We start from the raw sequence: 18,142 nt of genomic DNA, 5'->3' as shown, positions 1-18,142 counted from the left end.
TGCTGACGGAGCACTGCCGCTGTGAATGCCATCCACAATCTGATCATGACCGTCAGTGGCCGCCAGGCCGCGCAGTTCGGGCCCGCGGCACAGAAGGTCTTCATGCAGGGCGGGGGCAGCCTGGGCCGTTCCGACGAGTGTGACTGGGTGTTGCCTGCCTCGGGTGTGTCGCGGACCCACGCGGTGGTGCGCTTCCTCAACGGCATGTACTTCATCGAGGACTGCAGCACCAACGGGCTGCTGCTCAACGGCCAGGCGCTGGTGCGTGGCGAGCCGGCCGCACTCGGCGACGGTGACCGCCTGCAGCTGGACAGTTTCGAGATCGATGTCCGCCTGCAGAGCGTGGGGCCATCGTCGATGCCGCTGCCGGGCGCCGACGCCGGCAATCCCGATCTGACCCAGGTAGTGGTGGCCGCGCTGCCACGGCACGAGGGTGCAGCCGTGCCTGCGTTGGAGGATCCGTTTGATGTGCTGTGGGGACGCGCGACGGGAACGGCCTCCGCCGCGCCGGATGCCATGGTGGCGGACCTGGGACTGGCGCCGCAGGACGAACTGGATCCGTTGCGTCTGCTGCCCGCCAGTGCAGCAGCGCCCGCACCGCCGCGCAGTGACGCCGATGGCTGGCACCATGCCGCCGCCAGCCACGATCATTTCCGTCCGCCCGCACCGGTACAGGCGACGCAGCCGTTGCCCGACGACTGGGATCTGACCCAGGGGGACTTCAGTGCGGCAGCGCCATCGGCACCCGCCGCTGCCCCCGCCCGCATGCCGGGGACAGCGATGCCGGAAGATCTGGACCGGGTGTTTGCGATCGTGGTGGAAGGGGTGATGGACGTGCTGCGCGCCCGTGCGGAGATCAAGAACACCTTCCGCCTTCCGGTCACCGTGATCCAGCGTTCGGAGAACAACCCACTGAAGTTCGCCGCCACCACGCAGGAGGCGATGCAGAAGCTGTCGGCGCCCGCCGGTGGTGCGTTCCTCAGCGGCGCTGCGGCGTTCGATGATGCCTTCGATGACATTCGCTGCCACCAGATGGCCATGCTGGCCGGCATGCGCGCCGCCTACGAGGCAATGCTGTTCCACTTCAGTCCAGACCGGATCGAGCAGGAGGCCGATGGCAACGGTCGCCGTCTGGCGTTCGCTGGCAAGGGACGCTACTGGGACCGCTATCGCGAGAACTTCCAGCGCATGGTCAAGGATCCGGACGACTGCTTCCGCCGCTTGTTCGGTGATGAGTTCGCGCGGGCCTATGAAACCCAGCTGGCTCGCTATCGCAGCAGTCGCAGCAGCGGCGGTCCACGCCAGGGCTGAGACGAATTGTCGGGCCGACACCGGTGTTGCTGCCGACAATCGCGGGCAGCTGGCGCATGGGGTCGTGGCGTATTCGCGCATCGCCCACGCATGCGCCATGTCCCGCCGCCACCTGTGAGCCGCACGGATGACCCAGAACAACAAGGTCGTATGGAGCGAGGGGCTGTTCCTGCGGCCACAGCACCTGCAGCAGCAGGAGCGCTACCTGGAGCGCTACGTCGACCTGCGCGTCGCGCAGCCGCCGTCACGCGCCTGGGGTTTCACCGAACTGGAACTGGAGAGTGACCTGCTGGCGGTCGGCAAGCTCGGCCTACGACGTGCGCGCGGGGTGTTCCCCGATGGCACGCCGTTCGCGATGCCAGCCGATGACCCACTGCCGGCCGCACTCGATCTCGATCCCAACGGACGCGACCAGACGATCTACCTGACCCTGCCGTTGCGCCTGGCATCGCAGGTGGATGTGGGACGTCCTGAATCACCCGGTGATCAGCTGTATCGCTACCGGGTGCGCGAAAGTGAAGCGCTGGATGCATCCGGAAGCGTGGACGAGCGCGTGCTGATGGAGGTGGGTGGCCTCAACGCCCGCCTGCTGCCCGAATCGCAACCGCAGGAAGGATTGGCCCGGATCGCGGTGGCGCACGTGGTGGAAACCCGGGCGGATCGTCGCGTGGTGCTCGATGAGGCCTTCATTCCCAGCGTGGCGTCCAGTGCGTCGTCGTCGCGACTGGCAACCTTCCTGGTCGAACTGCTGGGTCTGTTGCATCAGCGCGGTGAGGCGCTGGCGGCGCGGGTAGCGGTCACTGATCGCGGTGGCGCTGCGGAGATCGCCGACTTCCTGCTGCTGCAGGTGGTCAACCGCTGGCAGCCGGTGCTGTCGCACTGGGCTGCACAGCCGCAGCTGCATCCGGAAGCACTGTATCGCGCGCTGCTGGCTCTGGCCGGCGAGCTGAGCACTTTCACCGCAGCCGGGAAACGCCCGCCGGTGTTCGCGGGCTACCGTCACGAAGCACTGCGCGAGAGCTTCGAGCCGATCATTGCGGCCCTGCGCGGCAGCCTCAGCGCGGTGCTGGAACAGACTGCACTGGCGATTCCGGTGCAGGAACGCAAATTCGGGGTATGGGTGGCGGTGATCCCTGATCCCGGCCTGCTGGACAGTGCCCAGTTCGTGCTCGCGGTGCGCGTGGACCTGCCCAGCGAGGAACTGCGGCGGCGGCTGCCGTCGACCGCCAAGATTGGTCCCGTCGAGCAGATCCGTGATCTGGTCAATCTGCAGCTGCCGGGCATCGGGCTGGAACCGATGGCGGTGGCACCACGGCAGATTCCCTACCACGCCGGCCACGTCTACTTCGAGTTCGAAACGCAATCGCCCTTGTGGCGGGCACTGCGTGGCGCCGGTGGCCTGGCTCTGCATCTGGGCAACGAGTTTCCCGGTCTGGGTGTGCAGCTGTGGGCGATCCGGGGGTAGCCGATGAACGCACGGGACATGCGCAATCCGCTGATGCAGGATCGGCCCGGCAATGCGCCTGCCGATTCACCGGATTCGCGCGCGGAGATCAGCGAGTTCCTGGGTGACAGCCTCAACCCTCTGGTGCAGGCGGCAACGCCACTGCTGCTGCTGGCGGTACAGCTGCGCCACAGTGCGCAGGTTCCTGACGTTGCGCGCCTGCGGGAACAGGCCGAGCTGCAGGTTCGGCGTCTGGAGGCCCGGCTGCGCGAAGCGCGCTATCCGGCTGATGTGGTGATGACCGCACGCTACGTGCTGTGTGCGGTGGTCGACGAAGCTGTGCTCAACGCGCCGTGGGGCGAACGCAGTGGATGGGCCCAGCGCACCCTGCTGACCGCCTTCCACGGTGAATCCTATGGAGGCGCCAAGTTCTTCGTGATCCTTGAACGGCTGCTGCAGGATCCAGCCCGGCATCTGGAACTGCTGGAGCTGCTGTACCTGTGCCTGGCAATGGGATTCGCTGGCCGCTACCAGATCGAGGCCGATGGCAGCCTGCGCCTGTCGGCGATCCAGGACGATCTGTATCGCCGCATCCGCAGTCAGCGTGGCGCACCGCCGGAAGAGCTCTCGCCACGCTGGCAGGGCGTGGCCGAGCGGACCTGGCGCGGCCGTTGGCATCTGCCGCTGTGGGTCAGCGCGGCGGTTGCAGCCAGCGTGCTGCTGGTGGCGTTCCTGTGGGCGAACGCGCGCCTGAATGCACTGGCGGCACCCATCAATGCCGAAGCGGCGCGGATGGGCCTGCAGACCAGCCACGTACCGAACGCAGCCGTGCAGGCACCGACGCTGGGCCTGAAGCAGCGATTGGCTGCGGAGGAGCGTGCCGGCCTTCTCAGCGTGGAGCAGGCCGCTGATGGCAGTGCCCGCATACGACTGAATGCTGCAGCCATGTTCAGTTCGGGTGGTATCGAGCTGGAGGCCGCGCAGCGGCCGCTGCTGGCCTCCATTGCGCGTGCGATCGATCCACTGCGGGGCCGGGTGGTGGTGGTGGGCCATACCGATGACCAACCCGTGCGGTCGGCGCTGTGGAGGGACAACTATGCCCTGTCGGCTGCACGCGCGCGGGCGGTGGCCGATGTGCTGGGCGCCGGCTTGCGCGATCGCGCCCGGGTCGAGACCGTCGGCGCCGGCGATTCGCAGCCATTGGCCACGCCGCCGCAGCTGCCGGCCAACCGTGCACGCAATCGCCGTGTCGACATCCTGTTCCAGCCGGGGGACTGAACCATGCAGGCAATCATGGGCGCGCTGCGCCGGGTGAACTGGGTGGTTGCCGCCGGCGTGTTGCTGCTGGCGCTGCTGGTGTGGTTCGGCGGCCCCTGGGTCGCCATTGCCGGACACGTGCCGCTTGCGGGCGTGATGGCGCGGCTGCTGGTGCTCCTGGTACTGGTGCTGACGGTGATGGGAATCGTGCTGGTGCGCCGCTGGCGCAGGCGCCGCCGCGAGCAGCGCATGGGCGAAGCGCTGCGCCAGGGGGATGACCCGACGCAACGCCTTGCCAGCGAGCGCAGCCAGCTTGAGCGCCGCTTCGAGGAGGCGTTGGCCCTGCTGCGCCGGCGCCGTGGCGGTGGCATCGGCCAGCTGCCGTGGTACCTGCTGATCGGTCCGCCTGGATCGGGAAAGACCACGCTGCTGCAGAATTCCGGCCTGCAGTTCCCGCTGGCCGCGCGGCTTGGCAACGATGCCGTGCGCGGTGTGGGCGGCACCCGCCAGTGCGACTGGTGGTTCACCGATCAGGCCGTGTTCCTCGACACCGCTGGCCGATATACCACCCAGGATTCGGACCGTACGGTGGACGCGGCGGGTTGGCGGGACTTCCTGCAGCTGCTGCGTCGCCATCGCCGCGCGCGCCCATTGAATGGCGTTGTGGTCAGCATGAGCCTGTCCGATCTGCTGCAGCTTGATGCAGGCGAGCGTGAGCAGCATGCACGTGCGATCCGGCAGCGCCTGGATGAGTTGGCCGAGCACCTGCAGCTGCAGGTGCCGGTCTACCTGGTGCTGACCAAGTGCGATCTGCTGGCGGGGTTCGGTGAGTTCTTCGACGACCTGGGTACAGACCAGCGCAGCCAGGTCTGGGGCACTACCTTCCCGCTGCAGAAGACGCTCGATGGCAGCGCGGCGCGTAGTTTCGCCGATGCCTATGCGCGGCTGCTGGACCGGCTCAACGCGCGGGTACTGCAACGCCTGCACGATGAGCGCGAACGTGGCCGTCGTGCGGCGCTGCTCGCGTTCCCGCCGCAGTTCGCTGCGTTGGGCGAGAGCGCGCGGCAGTTCATCGAGTCCGCCTTCGCCGGACATGCCTACGCCCCCGCCCCCCTGCTGCGGGGGGTGTACTTCACCTCGGGTACCCAGGAAGGCACGCCGATCGACCGCATGCTCGGTGCGGTGGCACGCAGCTTCGGCCTGGATGCAGCACGCGCACCTGCGCCTTCGGCTGCCCCACGGACCTTCTTCGTCGAGCGGCTGCTGCGCGACGTGGTGCTGCCCGAGCATGGACTGGCCGGCTTCCAGCCGCAGGCCCAGCGCCGTCGTCGGCGCTGGCACTGGGCTGCCCAGGCTGCCGTGCTGGTGGTGTGTGCAGGAGGGCTGGCGGCGATGGCGGCCAGCTACCAGGGAAACCGTGACTACCTGCTGCAGGCGCGGCAGGTGATGCAGCAGCGCCCGCAGACTCCGGATCCGGGCGCAGCGACCGACCTGCGCGGCTATCTGGAGCGGGCGGTGCAGCGAGGCCAGGCAAGTGCCGCTGCGGTGGCGGCTGCTGCACCCACGCAGCCGGTGCCGTGGCGCATGCGCTGGGGCCTGTACCAGGGGGATGCCGTGCAGCAGACGTTGCGCGAGGCCTACCTGCGCGAACTCAACGCGACGCTGTTGCCTGGTGTGGCCGCGCAGCTGCGCGAGGGTCTTGGCGACAGCGCGTCCGATCCGCAGCGTCTTTATTACTACCTGAAGGGCTACCTGATGCTGGGCGAGTCCGCGCGCCTGCAGCCGACGCAGCTCGGCCTGCTGGCAGGGCTCGACGCACGGCGCCGTTTCGGCGGTGACACAGTGCTGGCCGACGCCTATGACGCGCAACTGTCGGCATTGCTGGCTGCGAAGGGGCAGCTGCGCGCGATCCGTCCCGATCCGGTGCGCGTGGAACAGGCGCGAGCCAGCCTGCGCGCAGCGGAGCTGGCGACGCTGGTCTACAGCGACCTGAGCCTGCAGGCCCGTGCGCAGCCTGCCACGCTGCGCCTGGACAAGGCGCTGGGCCTGCAGGCCGACGCGTTCGAGCGGCGTAGTGGCGTGCCGTTGTCGTCGCCGTGGCCGGCGCTCTACACGCAACCCGTGTTCGCCCAGCTTGCCCGCGAAGGCGTGGACGATGCCGTTGCGCGCTTCGTTGCCGATGACTGGGTGCTGGGCCCGCAGCGGATCGACGCCCTGGGGCGTGCGCGGCTGGTACAGCAGGTCCTGCGTCTCTATGAGCGTGACTACATCCGCGCCTGGGATGAACTGCTGGCCGATCTGCAGTTGCGACCCGGTGCCGATGATGCGGAGGCTTCCGCGCAGCTGGCACGCATTGCAGGCCCGACCTCGCCGCTGCGCCTGCTGCTGGTGCTGTTGCGCGATCAGACCCAGGATCTGCTGCGTGTGCCCGCCGGCAATGCGGCCAGTGCAACGGCTGATGCCGCGAAGGCCAAGGTGGGTGCGGCGGCGCTGGCCAAGGCCGGGGCGGGTGGCGCGGCGCTGCAGGCCGCGCTGGCACCGGCTGCGGGGGGGGCGGCCGCACGCCCTGCCGGAGCAGCGATCAGCGATCACTTCGCCGCACTGGCCCAACTGTGTGCAGGCGCTCCCGGCGCGACGCCGCTCGACCAGGCCTTGGCCAGCTTCGCGCAATTGGGTGAGCGGTTGCTGGCGCCCCCTGCGGCGGGCTCGGTTGATACCCGGCTGCAGCAGGCCAGGCAGCAGGCTGCGCAACTGCCCCCACCCGTTTCGACCTGGTTGCTGGCGCTGACCGGCCAGAGCGCCGCGGCCATCGGCGCGCAGGACCAGGCCGTGCTCGACGAGCGTGTCGCCACCAGTGTGGGCCAGGTCTGCGGTGAATTCACTGGTCACCGTTATCCATTCGATCGCAGTGCCAGCGAGGACACGCCGCTGCAGAATTTTGCCGAACTGTTCGGCAACGGCGGGCGTTTTGATGGCCTGTTCCGTCAGACCCTGGCGCCGCTGCTCGATACGCGTACGTCCACCTGGCAGTGGAAAGAGGATGCGCCGCCTGGCAGTGACCCGGCGCTGCCGGCGCGCATGCAGCTGGCCGATGCGATCCGCCAGAAATACTTCCGTGGCGGCGAACAGCCGCTGGTCGAGTTCACCCTGCTGGCACCGCAGCTGGATGAAGGCGTGGCACGGCTGCAGATCGATATCGAGGGACAGACGCTGGACTATACCGCCGGTGCCGTAGCCAGCCTGCCGGTCAGATGGCCGGGCCCGACTCCCGGCCATGTTTCGGTAGCGGCGTTCGACGCAACCGGTACGCCACTGGGCGCGCTGCAGTTCCAGGGCGACTGGGCACTGTTCCGCGCGTTGCAGGCGGGCATGCTGGAGGCGCGCTCGGATCTGCGCTACGTGCTGCATCTGGACATCGGTGGCCACCCCATGGCGCTGCCGCTGCAGGCCCGCAACCTGCGCCATCCCTTCAATGACGCCGACCTGGCACGGTTCCGCTGTGGCAGCTGATGCGCCGTCCCTGGCGCCGGTGGTCGGCTTCCACGGCAAGTTGCCCGGTATCGGCGATTTCGCGCGGCGCCGCCTGTCTGATGCCCTCGTGCAGGCCTGGGACGCGCATGCCAGCGTGCAGTTGTCCCGTCATTCCCAGCTGGCCGGGGCAGATGGCACCGGCTGGTCGTTCGCTCTGGCCGCCGGGCTCTGCGACGTGCTGGGCTGGGCGGGCGTGGTGGCGCCATCGCGTGATCGGGTGGGCCGCGCCTTCCCCTTGCTGCTGGCATTGCCATTGACTGCTGAGGACGCGATGCAGGCTCCGCAACTTCCCTCTGCGTGCTGGTTCGACGCGTTGCACGCGCTGCAGGCACAGGTGAGGCAGGGCGCGCTGCAGCTGCCGGATGCGTTGGACAGCGCCTGTCACCAACTGCCGCCGGCATGGCCGGGACAGGCCGGCCCCGTAGCGTGGCAGACGTGCTGGGCGCAGCACGGCAGCCTGTGGTGGCGCGATGCGCATGCACCCTGCAGGCTGCCGGGCCTGCCTGTTGACGGTGTACTGCCGCACGCGATCCAGGCCCCGTGCATTCTCGAAGAGCGTGCGCCATGAATGCCGTGGGTACCCGCTATGCATCGGCCGGCCACACCGATACCGGAAAGGTACGCCGGCTCAACGAGGACGCGATCCTGCTGCGTGACGACGTTGGCCTCTGGGTGGTTGCCGATGGCCTGGGTGGCCACGCCGCTGGTGATTTCGCCAGTGGCCTGATCGTCGAGCGGTTGTCGCGCCTGCAGCGGCAGGAGGACGTGGTCGATTTCATCGAGGCCATCGAGGACACGCTGCAGCAGGTCAACCAGGAACTGCTGCGACGCGCGCATGACCTGCGTGTGGACCTGATCGGCTCGACCGTGGTGGTGCTGGTGCAGGACCGCGATTTCATGCTGTGCGGCTGGGTGGGGGACAGCCGCGCCTATGGCATGGAAGACGGCTGCCTGCGCCAGCTGACCCGTGACCATGTGCACGGCATCAAGGACGACGCCACCCAGTTCGCCGGCTCTGCCGCCGTGGCCGCGCCTGGCACGCTGACCCGGGCAGTCGGCGCGCAGGAGGACCTGCTGGTCGATTGGATCGTTGCCAGCCATGCCACTGGCACGCCGTTCCTGCTGTGCAGCGACGGAGTCAACAAGGAAATCCCCGATGCCGAGCTTGATATGGAATGCCGTCGCCAGCGCGAGCCACGCGTGCTGCTGGCGCGGCTGTTCGAACTGGCCCTGGGACGCGCCGCCCGCGACAACGTGTCGGCGGTCATCGTGTGCAGGCAGGAGTGAACGACGTGCAAGAGGACACGACCTCCGTGGTTGAACTGGTCACCGCCTTCAGCAGGGGAACGCTGGACCTGCCTGCACTGCTGCAGGCGCTGGCCCGGCATGACCATGTGGCCGATGCCGATTATCGCAACGGCGTGGACACACTGTGGCGCATGCGCCAGCAGCAGGCGATCGATGAGGTGTCGATGAACACCCTGCTGCAGCGTCTGCAGGATCTGCGCGATGCCAGTGGCAGCACGCTGTCGCGCGATGACGATGTCACCGTGGTCAAGCCCGCACGCAGCACCGTGCCGGACGAGATGACACGTGTGCAGCCCGGCGAGGATGCCGCGCGCACGGATGCCGCTGCCGAGGGGCGCACCAGCGGTACCGCGTCGCAGAGTTCGAGCCTCTCGGCATGGCAGCAGGTTGCGGCAGCCGCGGGCCAGACAGTGACGGTTGGCAGCCTGCTGAAGGGACGCTTCCAGCTGGAACGCGAACTGGGCCGCGGCGGCATGGGGGTGGTGTACCTGGCCCGCGATGCGCGCAAGGTGGAGGCGCGCGATCGCGACCCCTGGCTGGCGGTGAAGGTGCTCAGCGATGAGTTCCGTCGCCACCCCGATGCGCTGGTGGCGCTGCAGCGCGAGGCGCGACGCTCGCAGCAGCTGGGGCACGACAACATCGTACGCGTGTATGACTTCGACAAGGATGGCGCCATCGTGTTCATGACGATGGAGTACGTCGATGGCCAGGACCTGCGTACGCTGATCCGCGAGCAGGCCTTCGATGGCATGCCGATGGCCCGTGCCTGGCCGCTGATCGAGGGCATGGCCGGCGCACTGCGCCGCGCGCACGCCTCGGGCATCGTCCATTCCGACTTCAAGCCCGGCAACGTGATGGTCACCGCGCAGGGGGTACCGAAGGTATTCGACTTCGGCATTGCCCGCGCCGGCAAGCATGCGGTGGATGTGGCGGGCGAACAGACCGTGTTCGATGCCGCCTCGCTGGGGGCGCTGACACCGGCGTACGCCAGTCTGGAGATGCTGCGCGGCCAGCCGCCGACGCCGGCCGACGATGTCTATGCGCTCGGTTGCGTCTGCTTCGAATTGCTCGGTGGCCGCCATCCCTACGACAAGGCCAGCGCCGAAGTTGCACTGCGCGAGGGTCGGCGCCCGCCCGCGCTGCGTGGCCTCGGACGGCGCCAGTACCGTGCCCTCTGCGCGGCGGTGGCCTTGCCTGCAGACAGGCGTCTGACCAACGTCGATGCGCTGCTTGAGGGCCTGCGCCCGCGCAGCTGGCGTGAACGCGTACTGCCACGGGTGGGTTATGCCTCTGCGGCGGTGGTGGTGCTGGCCGGCGCCGGTGTGCTGGTCAACCGCCATGTGCACGAGCAGCGCCTGGCCGAAGTGAGTTCGCGGTTGGGAGCCGACGATCCGCAGCGCTATGAAGACGCCGCGCAGGCCTGGGAAGGTCTTTCCAGTCTCGATCACGAACAGCGTGCCAAACTGCTGCTGGACCACCCGGGACTGATCGAAGGCTTCCTGCTGCGGCGCCTGGATGCGCTGTGGGCACCCTCCGCCGGCCGCTACGACTACCCGGGGACGCAGGAAGTGTTCGCGCTGCGCGATCGCCTGCGACTGTACTCACCCACGCTCGATACGCGGCGCGAACGCCTGCAGGCCGAGCGGGACCAGGTGCTCAACACGCTCGACACCCAGCGCCAGCGGCACATTGCCGAGGAGGATCTGTTCGGTCATGGCAGTGGCAGCCTGTCAGGAGCACTGGCAGCCATTGCCGCGATCGATCCGCGCAATCCGCTGCTGCGCGATCCGGCGCTGGAGCAGGCCTATGAACAGGCCATCGCCAGTGCATTGGGACAGGGTGACACCGCGCAGGCGGAATCACGGCTGCAGCAGGCGCAGCGCAGCTTCCCTGATTCGCTGGGGCTGCGCCTGCAGGCGGCGCAGCTGCGGGTGGCATCGCAGCCGGATCTGCAGGTGACCGCGCTGCCCGCCACCGTCGCGCAGGCGCGGGAGCACCTGCAGCAACGCCTGGCCAACCCCAGCGCCGATGCGGCCTGGCAGACCGATGTCGCGGCGGCACTGCAGGTGATCCGGCGCGATGCCGGCGCCGAACTGCCTGCGGCGCAGAACGCGCTGGCCACCGCCGTCGCTGCCATCCTGGGGGGGCACCGGGAACCGACGCAGCTACCTGATGACCTTGTGCTGCTCGACTTCGCACGTCGCCAGGCGCCGGACACGGCCGCGTTGGCGGCGGCGGCCGGCCAGCTGCAGCAGCGCCAGCAGGCACTGCAGCAGTCGCTGGCCGACAGCCGCAGTGATGCTGCATTGGCTGCGCAGAGTGAATCGCTGCGGCGCGCAATCGCCGCTGGGGACCTGGACAAGGCACAACGCACCTGGCAGCAGCTGCATGCGGTGCAGCCCGATGCCCCGTTCGTGCGTGAGCAGGCGCCCGCACTGCTGGACCAGGCGACCCAGGACCAGGCGGTGCTGCGGCTTGCCCAGGGTGATCCGGCGGCCGCCGACGCACTGCTGGCGCGCGCGCTGCAGGTGATGGGCGCGCGTCCCGTACTGCAGGCGGCACGTGCACGTCTGGATGTGGTGGCTGCGGTACTGGCCGCCAGCACGCAGGCATCGACGAAAGACAGCGAGCGCGAGCGGCTGCGCCAGCAGCTCGATGCACAGTACCGCCGCGATCCGCAGGCGATGGAGCGGTTGGAGAAGGCGCTGCGTGCGCATGGGCGTTTGAAGGGTGATTCGCTGCAGTCGCTGCTGCAGGGAGAGAAGGGCGCGACCGTGGCAGCACAACCACCACCGGCCTCAGCAACGGCCACCGGCACGCCGCATGCACCCCGCAATACACCGCGTCCGCCTGCGGCAACGCCGGTCAGCGCCGCCGTCGCTGCGGCGGCCGATGCGGACGATGCGCCATTGCCACCGGTGCCCGACGGCCCCGATCCCTGTGCGGGTCTGGCTGGACGCGCACAGCCCTGCTACGACGCGCTGACCGATGCCCGTGGACCGATGCTGGTGGTGGTGCCCGGGGTGTCGGGCGGGCCTGCGTATGCACTTTCGCGCGGGGAGATCGCGGTGGATGACTTCAACCGCTACTGCCGGGCCAGTGGTCGCTGCAGTGTGCAGCCGGCATCCGGCGAGCAGGGGCGATGGCCCGCACGCAATCTCAGCCTCGCCCAGGCGCAGGGCTACGCGCGTTGGCTGACCCGTGCCAGCGGCGGCTGGCGCTACCGCTTGGCGAGCGATGCCGAGTGGCTGCACGCCGCGCAGGCGCAGCAACAGTGGCGGCAGGCACCGGACAGCAACTGTATTCCGCCCAGTGCCAGCACTGGTAGCGGTACGCCGGTGGGTGTACGTGGCCGCGAGCCGAATCCGTGGGGCCTGGTCAACATGACCGGCAACGTCTGGGAATGGACCAGCAATGGCAGCGTACGTGGCGGCAGCTACGCCAGTTTCTGGTCGGACTGCACGGTGCAGGCGCAACGCGCGCTGGCGGGTGCCGCGCAGCCGGATGTCGGCTTCCGGGTGTTGAGGGAGCTGAAGTGAGCGGCTGGGAAGAGCACGCCAACCGCAGTCTGCAGTCGCTGGCCGACGCCCTCCAGCGCGGCCAGATCGATCTGCAGGAATACCGTGCACGGCGCCGTCGGGTACTGCAGGGCGTGCGTGAACGTTGCATGCAGACCCAGCGGCACCGGCCTGCAGCCCCTGGCGTTGGAGCCCCTGCGGCTCCGACGAACGGTCATTCACGAAGTGCGCTGGTTCTCATTTTGTATGTCATGCTGACGATGGGGTTGTTGCTGTGCATCTATGTCTTGGCAGTTGGCTGATGGCCACCTGGACGCCAGGGGCGCGTCGCCGTGCCCGGATCTTTCTTTGTCTGTGCCGCCCGCGGAGGGGCCGTACGGAGGACGCGACGCCCCGGCATCCATTGTCATCGGAGGACAGAGCCATGCCATTGAAGCGTTCGTCGTATGCGTTGCTGCTGTCGGCAGCCCTGCCAGTCACGGCGATGGCCCAGCAGGCCGAGGGGGTGCCGGCGACCGCGCTGCCTGACATGGCCGCGCGCACCGGCAACCAGACCCTGCAGGTGCGCGGCTTCCGTGCCAGCGACGTTGGTGAGCATCCGCGGCGTGGCATCACACCTGCGCAGGTGCAGGCCGTACTGGATGACTACTTCGCCGGCTTGGCGCATGGCGCGGATGCGGTCGCGATGGACTTCGCGCAACTGCAGGGGGCGGCCGATGCGGTTACTGCGGCGTATCGCAAAGCGGGCTTCCTGGTCAGCGTTGCCTACCTGCCACCACAGAAACTCGATGCCGAGGGCCGCATCGAAGTCCGCGTGCTGGAAGGGCGCATCGGCAAGGTGGTGGTGCAGGGCAACCAGCGCTACCGCACGCATACACTCAGCAACGTGGCAGAGCGCCTGCGCGGGCAGCCGCTGCGTCAGGCCGACATCGACAGCGCATTGCTGTACGCACGTGACCTGCCGGGCGTGTCCGTGTCTTCGGTGCTGCAGCCTGGTGAGAATGTCGGAGAAACCGACCTGGTGCTGGTCGCGCGTGAAAGCGGCCGGCCGTATGAGGTCAGCACCAGCGTGGACAACCACGGCACTGAACTGACCGGGCGCGGGCGTGCACAGTTGGGCGTCACCTGGAACAGCCCGCTGGGCCTGGGCGACGTATTCGCGGCCAATGGGACCTATGCGTTCGATCCGCAGGCCAGTCGCGCCGGTGCGCTGTCCTACAGCGTGCCGTTGCAGGCGGTACAGGGACTGTCGGTACTGGCAGGTGCCAACCGCAGCGAGCTGGAGGTAGACGACGGCATCCTGCGTGGTTTCAAGCTCAGGGGGCCCGCCTCGCAGGCGTATGCCGGCACCGACTGGAAGTTCATCAACCGCCCCGACCTGCAGGTCACCAGTTCGGCGCGTTACATCCGCGAGAGCTCGCGTTTTGAAGCATTGGGCCTGGTGCTGTCCAAACAGAAGTACGACGTGGCCGAGGTGGGCGCCAGCCTGCGTCATAACGATGCGCGCTGGCATGGCATCAACCTGGCACAGTTGAGCGTGCGCCACTCGCTGCGCGATCGCTCGGCCGATTTCGATGCGATCAACCCCACCCGCGACAGCCGGTTCAACGTGGTGCGCCTGGGCCTGCTGCGGCTGCAGTACCTCAGCCGCAGCCAGCGCCTGCTGTTCAAGTTCAATGGCCAGTACAGCAACAACTCGCTGCCGGCGCTGGAGCAGTTCCAGGTGGGTGGCAACGACAGCGTGCGGGGGTATGCGCAGGGCGAGACGCTGGGCGATCGTGGCTGGTACGGAGCGCTGGAGTACCACGTCGATGCGCCGGGTTTCGGCGACGTGGCCTCGCCGTTCCGCGGGGTGCCGTGGCGCGAAGTGCTGGAGCTGGACGTGTTCGCCGACCAGGCGCGCGTGTTCGATGTTGATGGGTTGGAGGCACCGGCCGATCTGGCATCGGTGGGCATGGGCGCGACTTTCCGCCTGCGCCAGTGGAAGAACCTCGAACTGCGCGTGGCGGCGGCCAAGCCGACCAGCGCCCTGCGACCGGGTGACGGCCGCGATGTCCGCGTGTATGCGCGGCTTGGCCTGACCTTCTGAGGAGCGACCATGAACCGTATCTACCGACTCGTCTTCAATCCTTCGCTGGGCCAGGTGCAGGTGGCTGCGGAATTCGCACGTGGGCCGCGCCGCTGTGCGCCACAACGCACGCGCCGCACGCTGTGGCTGGCGCCGCTGACGGCAGCGCTGCTGCTGACCGGCAGCCTGCCTGCCATGGCGCAGGTTGTCCTGCCACAGAACGGCAGCATCATCGCAGGCTCCGGGGCGATCAACACCAACGGCAACGTGATGACCGTCACCCAGGCCAGCCAGTCCGCGCTCATCCAGTGGAGCAGCTTCAGCATCGGCACCGGCGATGTCGTGCAGTTCAACATGCAGCAGGGCTCGCAATCGACGGCCATCAACCTGGTCACCGGCAGTTCGGCCAGCATCATCAGTGGCCAGCTGCTGTCATCCGGCCAGGTGTTCCTGATCAACCCGGCGGGCATCACCTTCACTGGCACTGCCAGCGTCAATGTTGGCGGACTGCTGGCCAGTACCCTGATGCCGGGTACGCCGGGACTGCCGATGGATGGTGGTCCACTGCCGGCCGCCTTCCAGCTGGCTGGCGGTGGCAGTACTGGCGTGGTCAGCAATCTGGGGGGCACGCTGCGCGCTGCGGCCGGTGGCATCAGCCTGATTGGTGGCGCGGTCTCCAACAGCGGTTCCATCTACGCGGCCAACGGCAACATCGATCTGGTGGCCGCCGGTGCAGCCACGGTGGTGAGCGGCGTGTCCCCGGACGGCATGTCGCGCCTGGCATTTGCCGCCACTGCACCCAGCACCGTGGCCGGTACCGGCGTCAGCAACGTCGGCGTCCTCGATGCACGCAGCATCAGCATGACCGCCTTGATGGGCCCGGGTTTGTCCAGCACAGGCATTAATGCCGGCGGTACGATCACCGCCAATGCGATCAACGCCGGTGATGGCAGTCTCACCATCCACAGCACGGCCCCGGTGGTGACCAGCAATGCCGCCATCACCGCCGATACGGTGGCGGTGGTCGGCAACGCAGTCGGCGGCCCCGTTGCGATCCAGATCGATGGTGGCCGTCTCCAGGCCGGCTCCGTCGCGCTCAATGGCGGAGCCAACGGTGACGTCATGCTTAACGGTGACGTCAAGGCCGACTCGATCAACGTTGCAGCGAACAATGTCGTGCAGGCCAGCGGCGCGCTGGAGGGAGCACTGACCCTGGCCCTCCAGGGCGGCGCAACCCTGGGGCAGGGCAGCAACCGCATCGGAAGCATCGGCGGCAGCGTGGGCTCCGACCTGACGCTGGCCACGTCCATCGGTCTGTCCAACGGCGACGCCTTGTCGGTCGGCGGCTTCACCGCGCTTGACGCCGGCACCGGCAACATCACCTTGACCCATTCCGGAAACAGCTTCGGCAACCGGGTCAGTGCCAATGGCGGTGGTATCGCGCTGGTCAGCAGCGGCACGCTCGGGTTGGGCAACATCAACGCCCGCAGCCTGGCCGCGCAGGGCAGCACCATCGACCTGAGCGGCACGATCATCACCACCGGTGATCAGACCTATCAGTCACCGGTGATACTGCGGGGTAACTCGACGCTGCAGGGCAGTACGGTCCAGTTCGATGGCAGTGTCGATGGCAGCTACCATCTGGCGGTTGAATCCAGCGGGCTGACGACCTTCTCCCGTGCCATCGGTGGAAACACCGCTCTGCAGAGCCTGTCCGTCACCACCGGTACCGGCGCTCGCCTGTTCGGCGATGTCAGTGCCACCGGCATGCTCGCTTTCGATGGTCCCGTGCAGGTGTTCGGTTCGCGCAACCTGTCATCCGTGGGTGGCAGCCTGCGCTTCGGTGGCACACTCGATGGCGATGGTGGCTCGCTGAACCTGAGCGCTCGCCAGCTCACGCTGGGTGGCGCAGTGGGGACCCGCGGCGCATTCGATCGCATCTACGGCGGTGCCGACACCCTCACACTGGGCAGCCGCATCGTCGCCAATGGTGAAATCCTGCTGCAGGGTGACGTGCGCCTGGCCGGCGCTACCCAGCTGGTCAGCACCGGTGGCGGCACCATCACCACCGACGGCATCTCCAGCAATGTCAGCGGCGGCTACAACCTGGCGCTGAGCACCTCTGGCCGGGTCCAGGTCAACGGCAACATCAGTGCCGCCGATGTCAGCATCACCGGACAGCTCTTCAACGGTCGCGGCATCATCAGCAAGGGCAATCTCGACATCGATTCCGTGGCGAGCCTGGTCCAGCTGGGCAGCTACCAGGTCGATGGCCGCGCGCGGTTCAAGAGCCTGGGCGACATCAACCTGGTTGACGGAGGAAACCGCTTCAGCGGCGAGGTCAGCCTCCTGGGCAGGAAAGCCGAACTGCGTGCGGGCAATCTGCAGCTGGGCAACACCATCCTGTCGGACAACCTGCGGCTGAATCTGGGTGGATCGCTCCAGCAGACCGCCGGTAGTGCGCTGGATATCGGTGGGACCACTCACATCGACGCCAGTGGTTCGGTCATTCTGAACCAGGTGGACAGCATGGGCAGGCCGGTCAACCAGTTTGCCGGTGCGGTGTCGCTGAAGGGCGGTGCCAGCTACCTCTACGCCAAAGGCACGCTGGCGTTCTCCGATTTCGACGTGACCAGCCTGTGGACGATCGCCGACACGGTGCAGCTCCCCGCCAGTGGCAGGAGCATCGGCCTGCAGTACTTCCAGGGCGATGCCGTGCTCACCGGCGACAGCACGCTGAACAGCCAGCTCGGCCAGATCAACTTCCGCGGCCGTATCGATGGGTCGCATGCGTTGACGCTCACGAGCGGACTCGACGTGGTGTTTGCCGGTGACGTCGGCAGTCGCCAGGCGCTTGCCAGCCTGGGCATCAACAGTGCCGGTCCGCTCCAGCTCGGCGGCAGCATCACGACCGACGGCGCGATCCAACTGGGCAACGTCAACCTGGCCGCGAGCACGCCGCGCTGGCTCAGCATCCGCAGCAACAATGGCAATGTGGTGGTCGGTCGCGTCGACGGCAGCGGTGACGGGCTGAGCAGCCTGGCGCTCAACGCGCACGGCACGCTTGAATTGCAATCGGGAGCAGGGACCACCGCTGGCGCCTGGTTGACCGATCTGGAGCTGAAGGGCTCGAGCGTGACCACCAAGGCGATCCGGACGACCGGTCGGCTTGACGTCACCAGCAGCTCCGGCTTCACCCAGGGCGGTGCGTTCACCGTTGGTGGCGGCGCCAGCTTCAGCGCAGGCCCCACCGGCAATCTGGTACTCGATGCCTATCCGAACACCTTCGGCGGCAAGGTTGCCCTGACGGGCGCCACAGCACGCATCCAGGCGCTGTCGGGCCTGGCGCTGGACGGCATCAATACCACCACGCTGGACGCCTACAGTGGCGGTGCGATGTCGCTGGCCAATGCCAATGTCGCTGCAGCTGCAAGTCTCAACGGCACATCGCTGCTGTTGGACGGCGCATCCATTGGTGGCGCGCTGTTGGCGACCGCACGCACCGGCGACATCCGCCAGGGCACCGGTATCGTGGCCATCGGCAGCAACAGCCAGCTGACCGCCAGCACTGATATCACGCTGGGCGGAACCGGCAATCAACTGGGCAGCGCACTGCAGGTACAGGGCCGTGACATCACCCTGTCCAGCAGCACGGCACTGGACGTCCAGCAGCTGCAGGCTGCGCGCGATGCTGTGCTGGCGGGT

General features: G+C 68.0%; 10 protein-coding genes. All 10 read left to right on the top strand.

Annotated elements, in window-relative coordinates; all coding sequences use genetic code 11:
• Window positions 1-45 precede the first annotated feature (45 nt).
• A complete protein-coding gene (gene tagH, locus EKL94_RS04515; RefSeq protein WP_126928208.1) occupies window positions 46-1,311 on the top strand; it encodes a type VI secretion system-associated FHA domain protein TagH in 1,266 nt (421 codons plus the stop codon).
• A gap of 127 nt (window positions 1,312-1,438) precedes the next feature.
• Window positions 1,439-2,776 (top strand): type VI secretion system baseplate subunit TssK, encoded by a 1,338-nt coding sequence (tssK, locus tag EKL94_RS04510; RefSeq protein WP_126928160.1) that lies wholly within the window; start codon window positions 1,439-1,441, stop codon window positions 2,774-2,776.
• 18 nt (window positions 2,777-2,794) lie between these two features.
• Window positions 2,795-4,033 carry a type IVB secretion system protein IcmH/DotU gene (gene icmH, locus EKL94_RS04505; RefSeq protein ID WP_440087515.1) on the top strand — a complete coding sequence of 413 codons (1,239 nt, stop codon included), beginning with the start codon at window positions 2,795-2,797 and terminating at the stop codon, window positions 4,031-4,033.
• Between the two features lie 3 nt (window positions 4,034-4,036).
• On the top strand, window positions 4,037-7,522 hold the full coding sequence (gene tssM / locus EKL94_RS04500) for a type VI secretion system membrane subunit TssM (protein WP_126928158.1): 3,486 nt from the start codon (window positions 4,037-4,039) through the stop codon (window positions 7,520-7,522).
• Entirely contained in the window at window positions 7,512-8,111 is a 600-nt protein-coding gene (tagF, locus tag EKL94_RS04495) for a type VI secretion system-associated protein TagF (RefSeq protein ID WP_185829988.1), read from the top strand. The genes tssM and tagF overlap by 11 nt, the downstream gene beginning before the upstream one ends.
• Complete coding sequence (locus EKL94_RS04490; protein ID WP_126928156.1) at window positions 8,108-8,830, top strand: PP2C family protein-serine/threonine phosphatase; 723 nt, start codon at window positions 8,108-8,110, stop codon at window positions 8,828-8,830. Before tagF ends, EKL94_RS04490 begins: the two co-directional genes overlap by 4 nt.
• A 5-nt stretch (window positions 8,831-8,835) precedes the next feature.
• Window positions 8,836-12,390: a bifunctional serine/threonine-protein kinase/formylglycine-generating enzyme family protein gene (locus EKL94_RS04485; protein WP_126928155.1), complete on the top strand. Its 3,555-nt coding sequence runs from the start codon at window positions 8,836-8,838 to the stop codon at window positions 12,388-12,390.
• Window positions 12,387-12,671 carry a hypothetical protein gene (locus EKL94_RS04480; RefSeq protein WP_126928154.1) on the top strand — a complete coding sequence of 95 codons (285 nt, stop codon included), beginning with the start codon at window positions 12,387-12,389 and terminating at the stop codon, window positions 12,669-12,671. The genes EKL94_RS04485 and EKL94_RS04480 overlap by 4 nt, the downstream gene beginning before the upstream one ends.
• A 122-nt stretch (window positions 12,672-12,793) precedes the next feature.
• On the top strand, window positions 12,794-14,458 hold the full coding sequence (locus EKL94_RS04475) for a ShlB/FhaC/HecB family hemolysin secretion/activation protein (RefSeq protein WP_260473375.1): 1,665 nt from the start codon (window positions 12,794-12,796) through the stop codon (window positions 14,456-14,458).
• Between the two features lie 9 nt (window positions 14,459-14,467).
• The coding region (locus EKL94_RS04470) for a two-partner secretion domain-containing protein (protein ID WP_126928153.1) at window positions 14,468-18,142 on the top strand (3,675 nt) is incomplete at its 3' end.

It is taken from the genome of Stenotrophomonas maltophilia (assembly GCF_003970865.1).
Taxonomy (GTDB): Bacteria; Pseudomonadota; Gammaproteobacteria; order Xanthomonadales; family Xanthomonadaceae; genus Stenotrophomonas; species Stenotrophomonas maltophilia_AR.
This window is presented reverse-complemented; position numbering and strand designations above follow the sequence as displayed.

Bases quoted from the DNA above. Each gene is read 5' to 3' on its own strand.
- tssM (WP_126928158.1), top strand. From the start codon at position 4,037: ATGCAGGCAATCATGGGCGCGCTGCGCCGGGTGAACTGGGTGGTTGCC.
- tagH (WP_126928208.1), top strand. From the start codon at position 46: ATGACCGTCAGTGGCCGCCAGGCCGCGCAGTTCGGGCCCGCGGCACAG.
- EKL94_RS04490 (WP_126928156.1), top strand. From the start codon at position 8,108: ATGAATGCCGTGGGTACCCGCTATGCATCGGCCGGCCACACCGATACC.
- icmH (WP_440087515.1), top strand. From the start codon at position 2,795: ATGCGCAATCCGCTGATGCAGGATCGGCCCGGCAATGCGCCTGCCGAT.
- EKL94_RS04475 (WP_260473375.1), top strand. From the start codon at position 12,794: ATGCCATTGAAGCGTTCGTCGTATGCGTTGCTGCTGTCGGCAGCCCTG.
- tssK (WP_126928160.1), top strand. From the start codon at position 1,439: ATGACCCAGAACAACAAGGTCGTATGGAGCGAGGGGCTGTTCCTGCGG.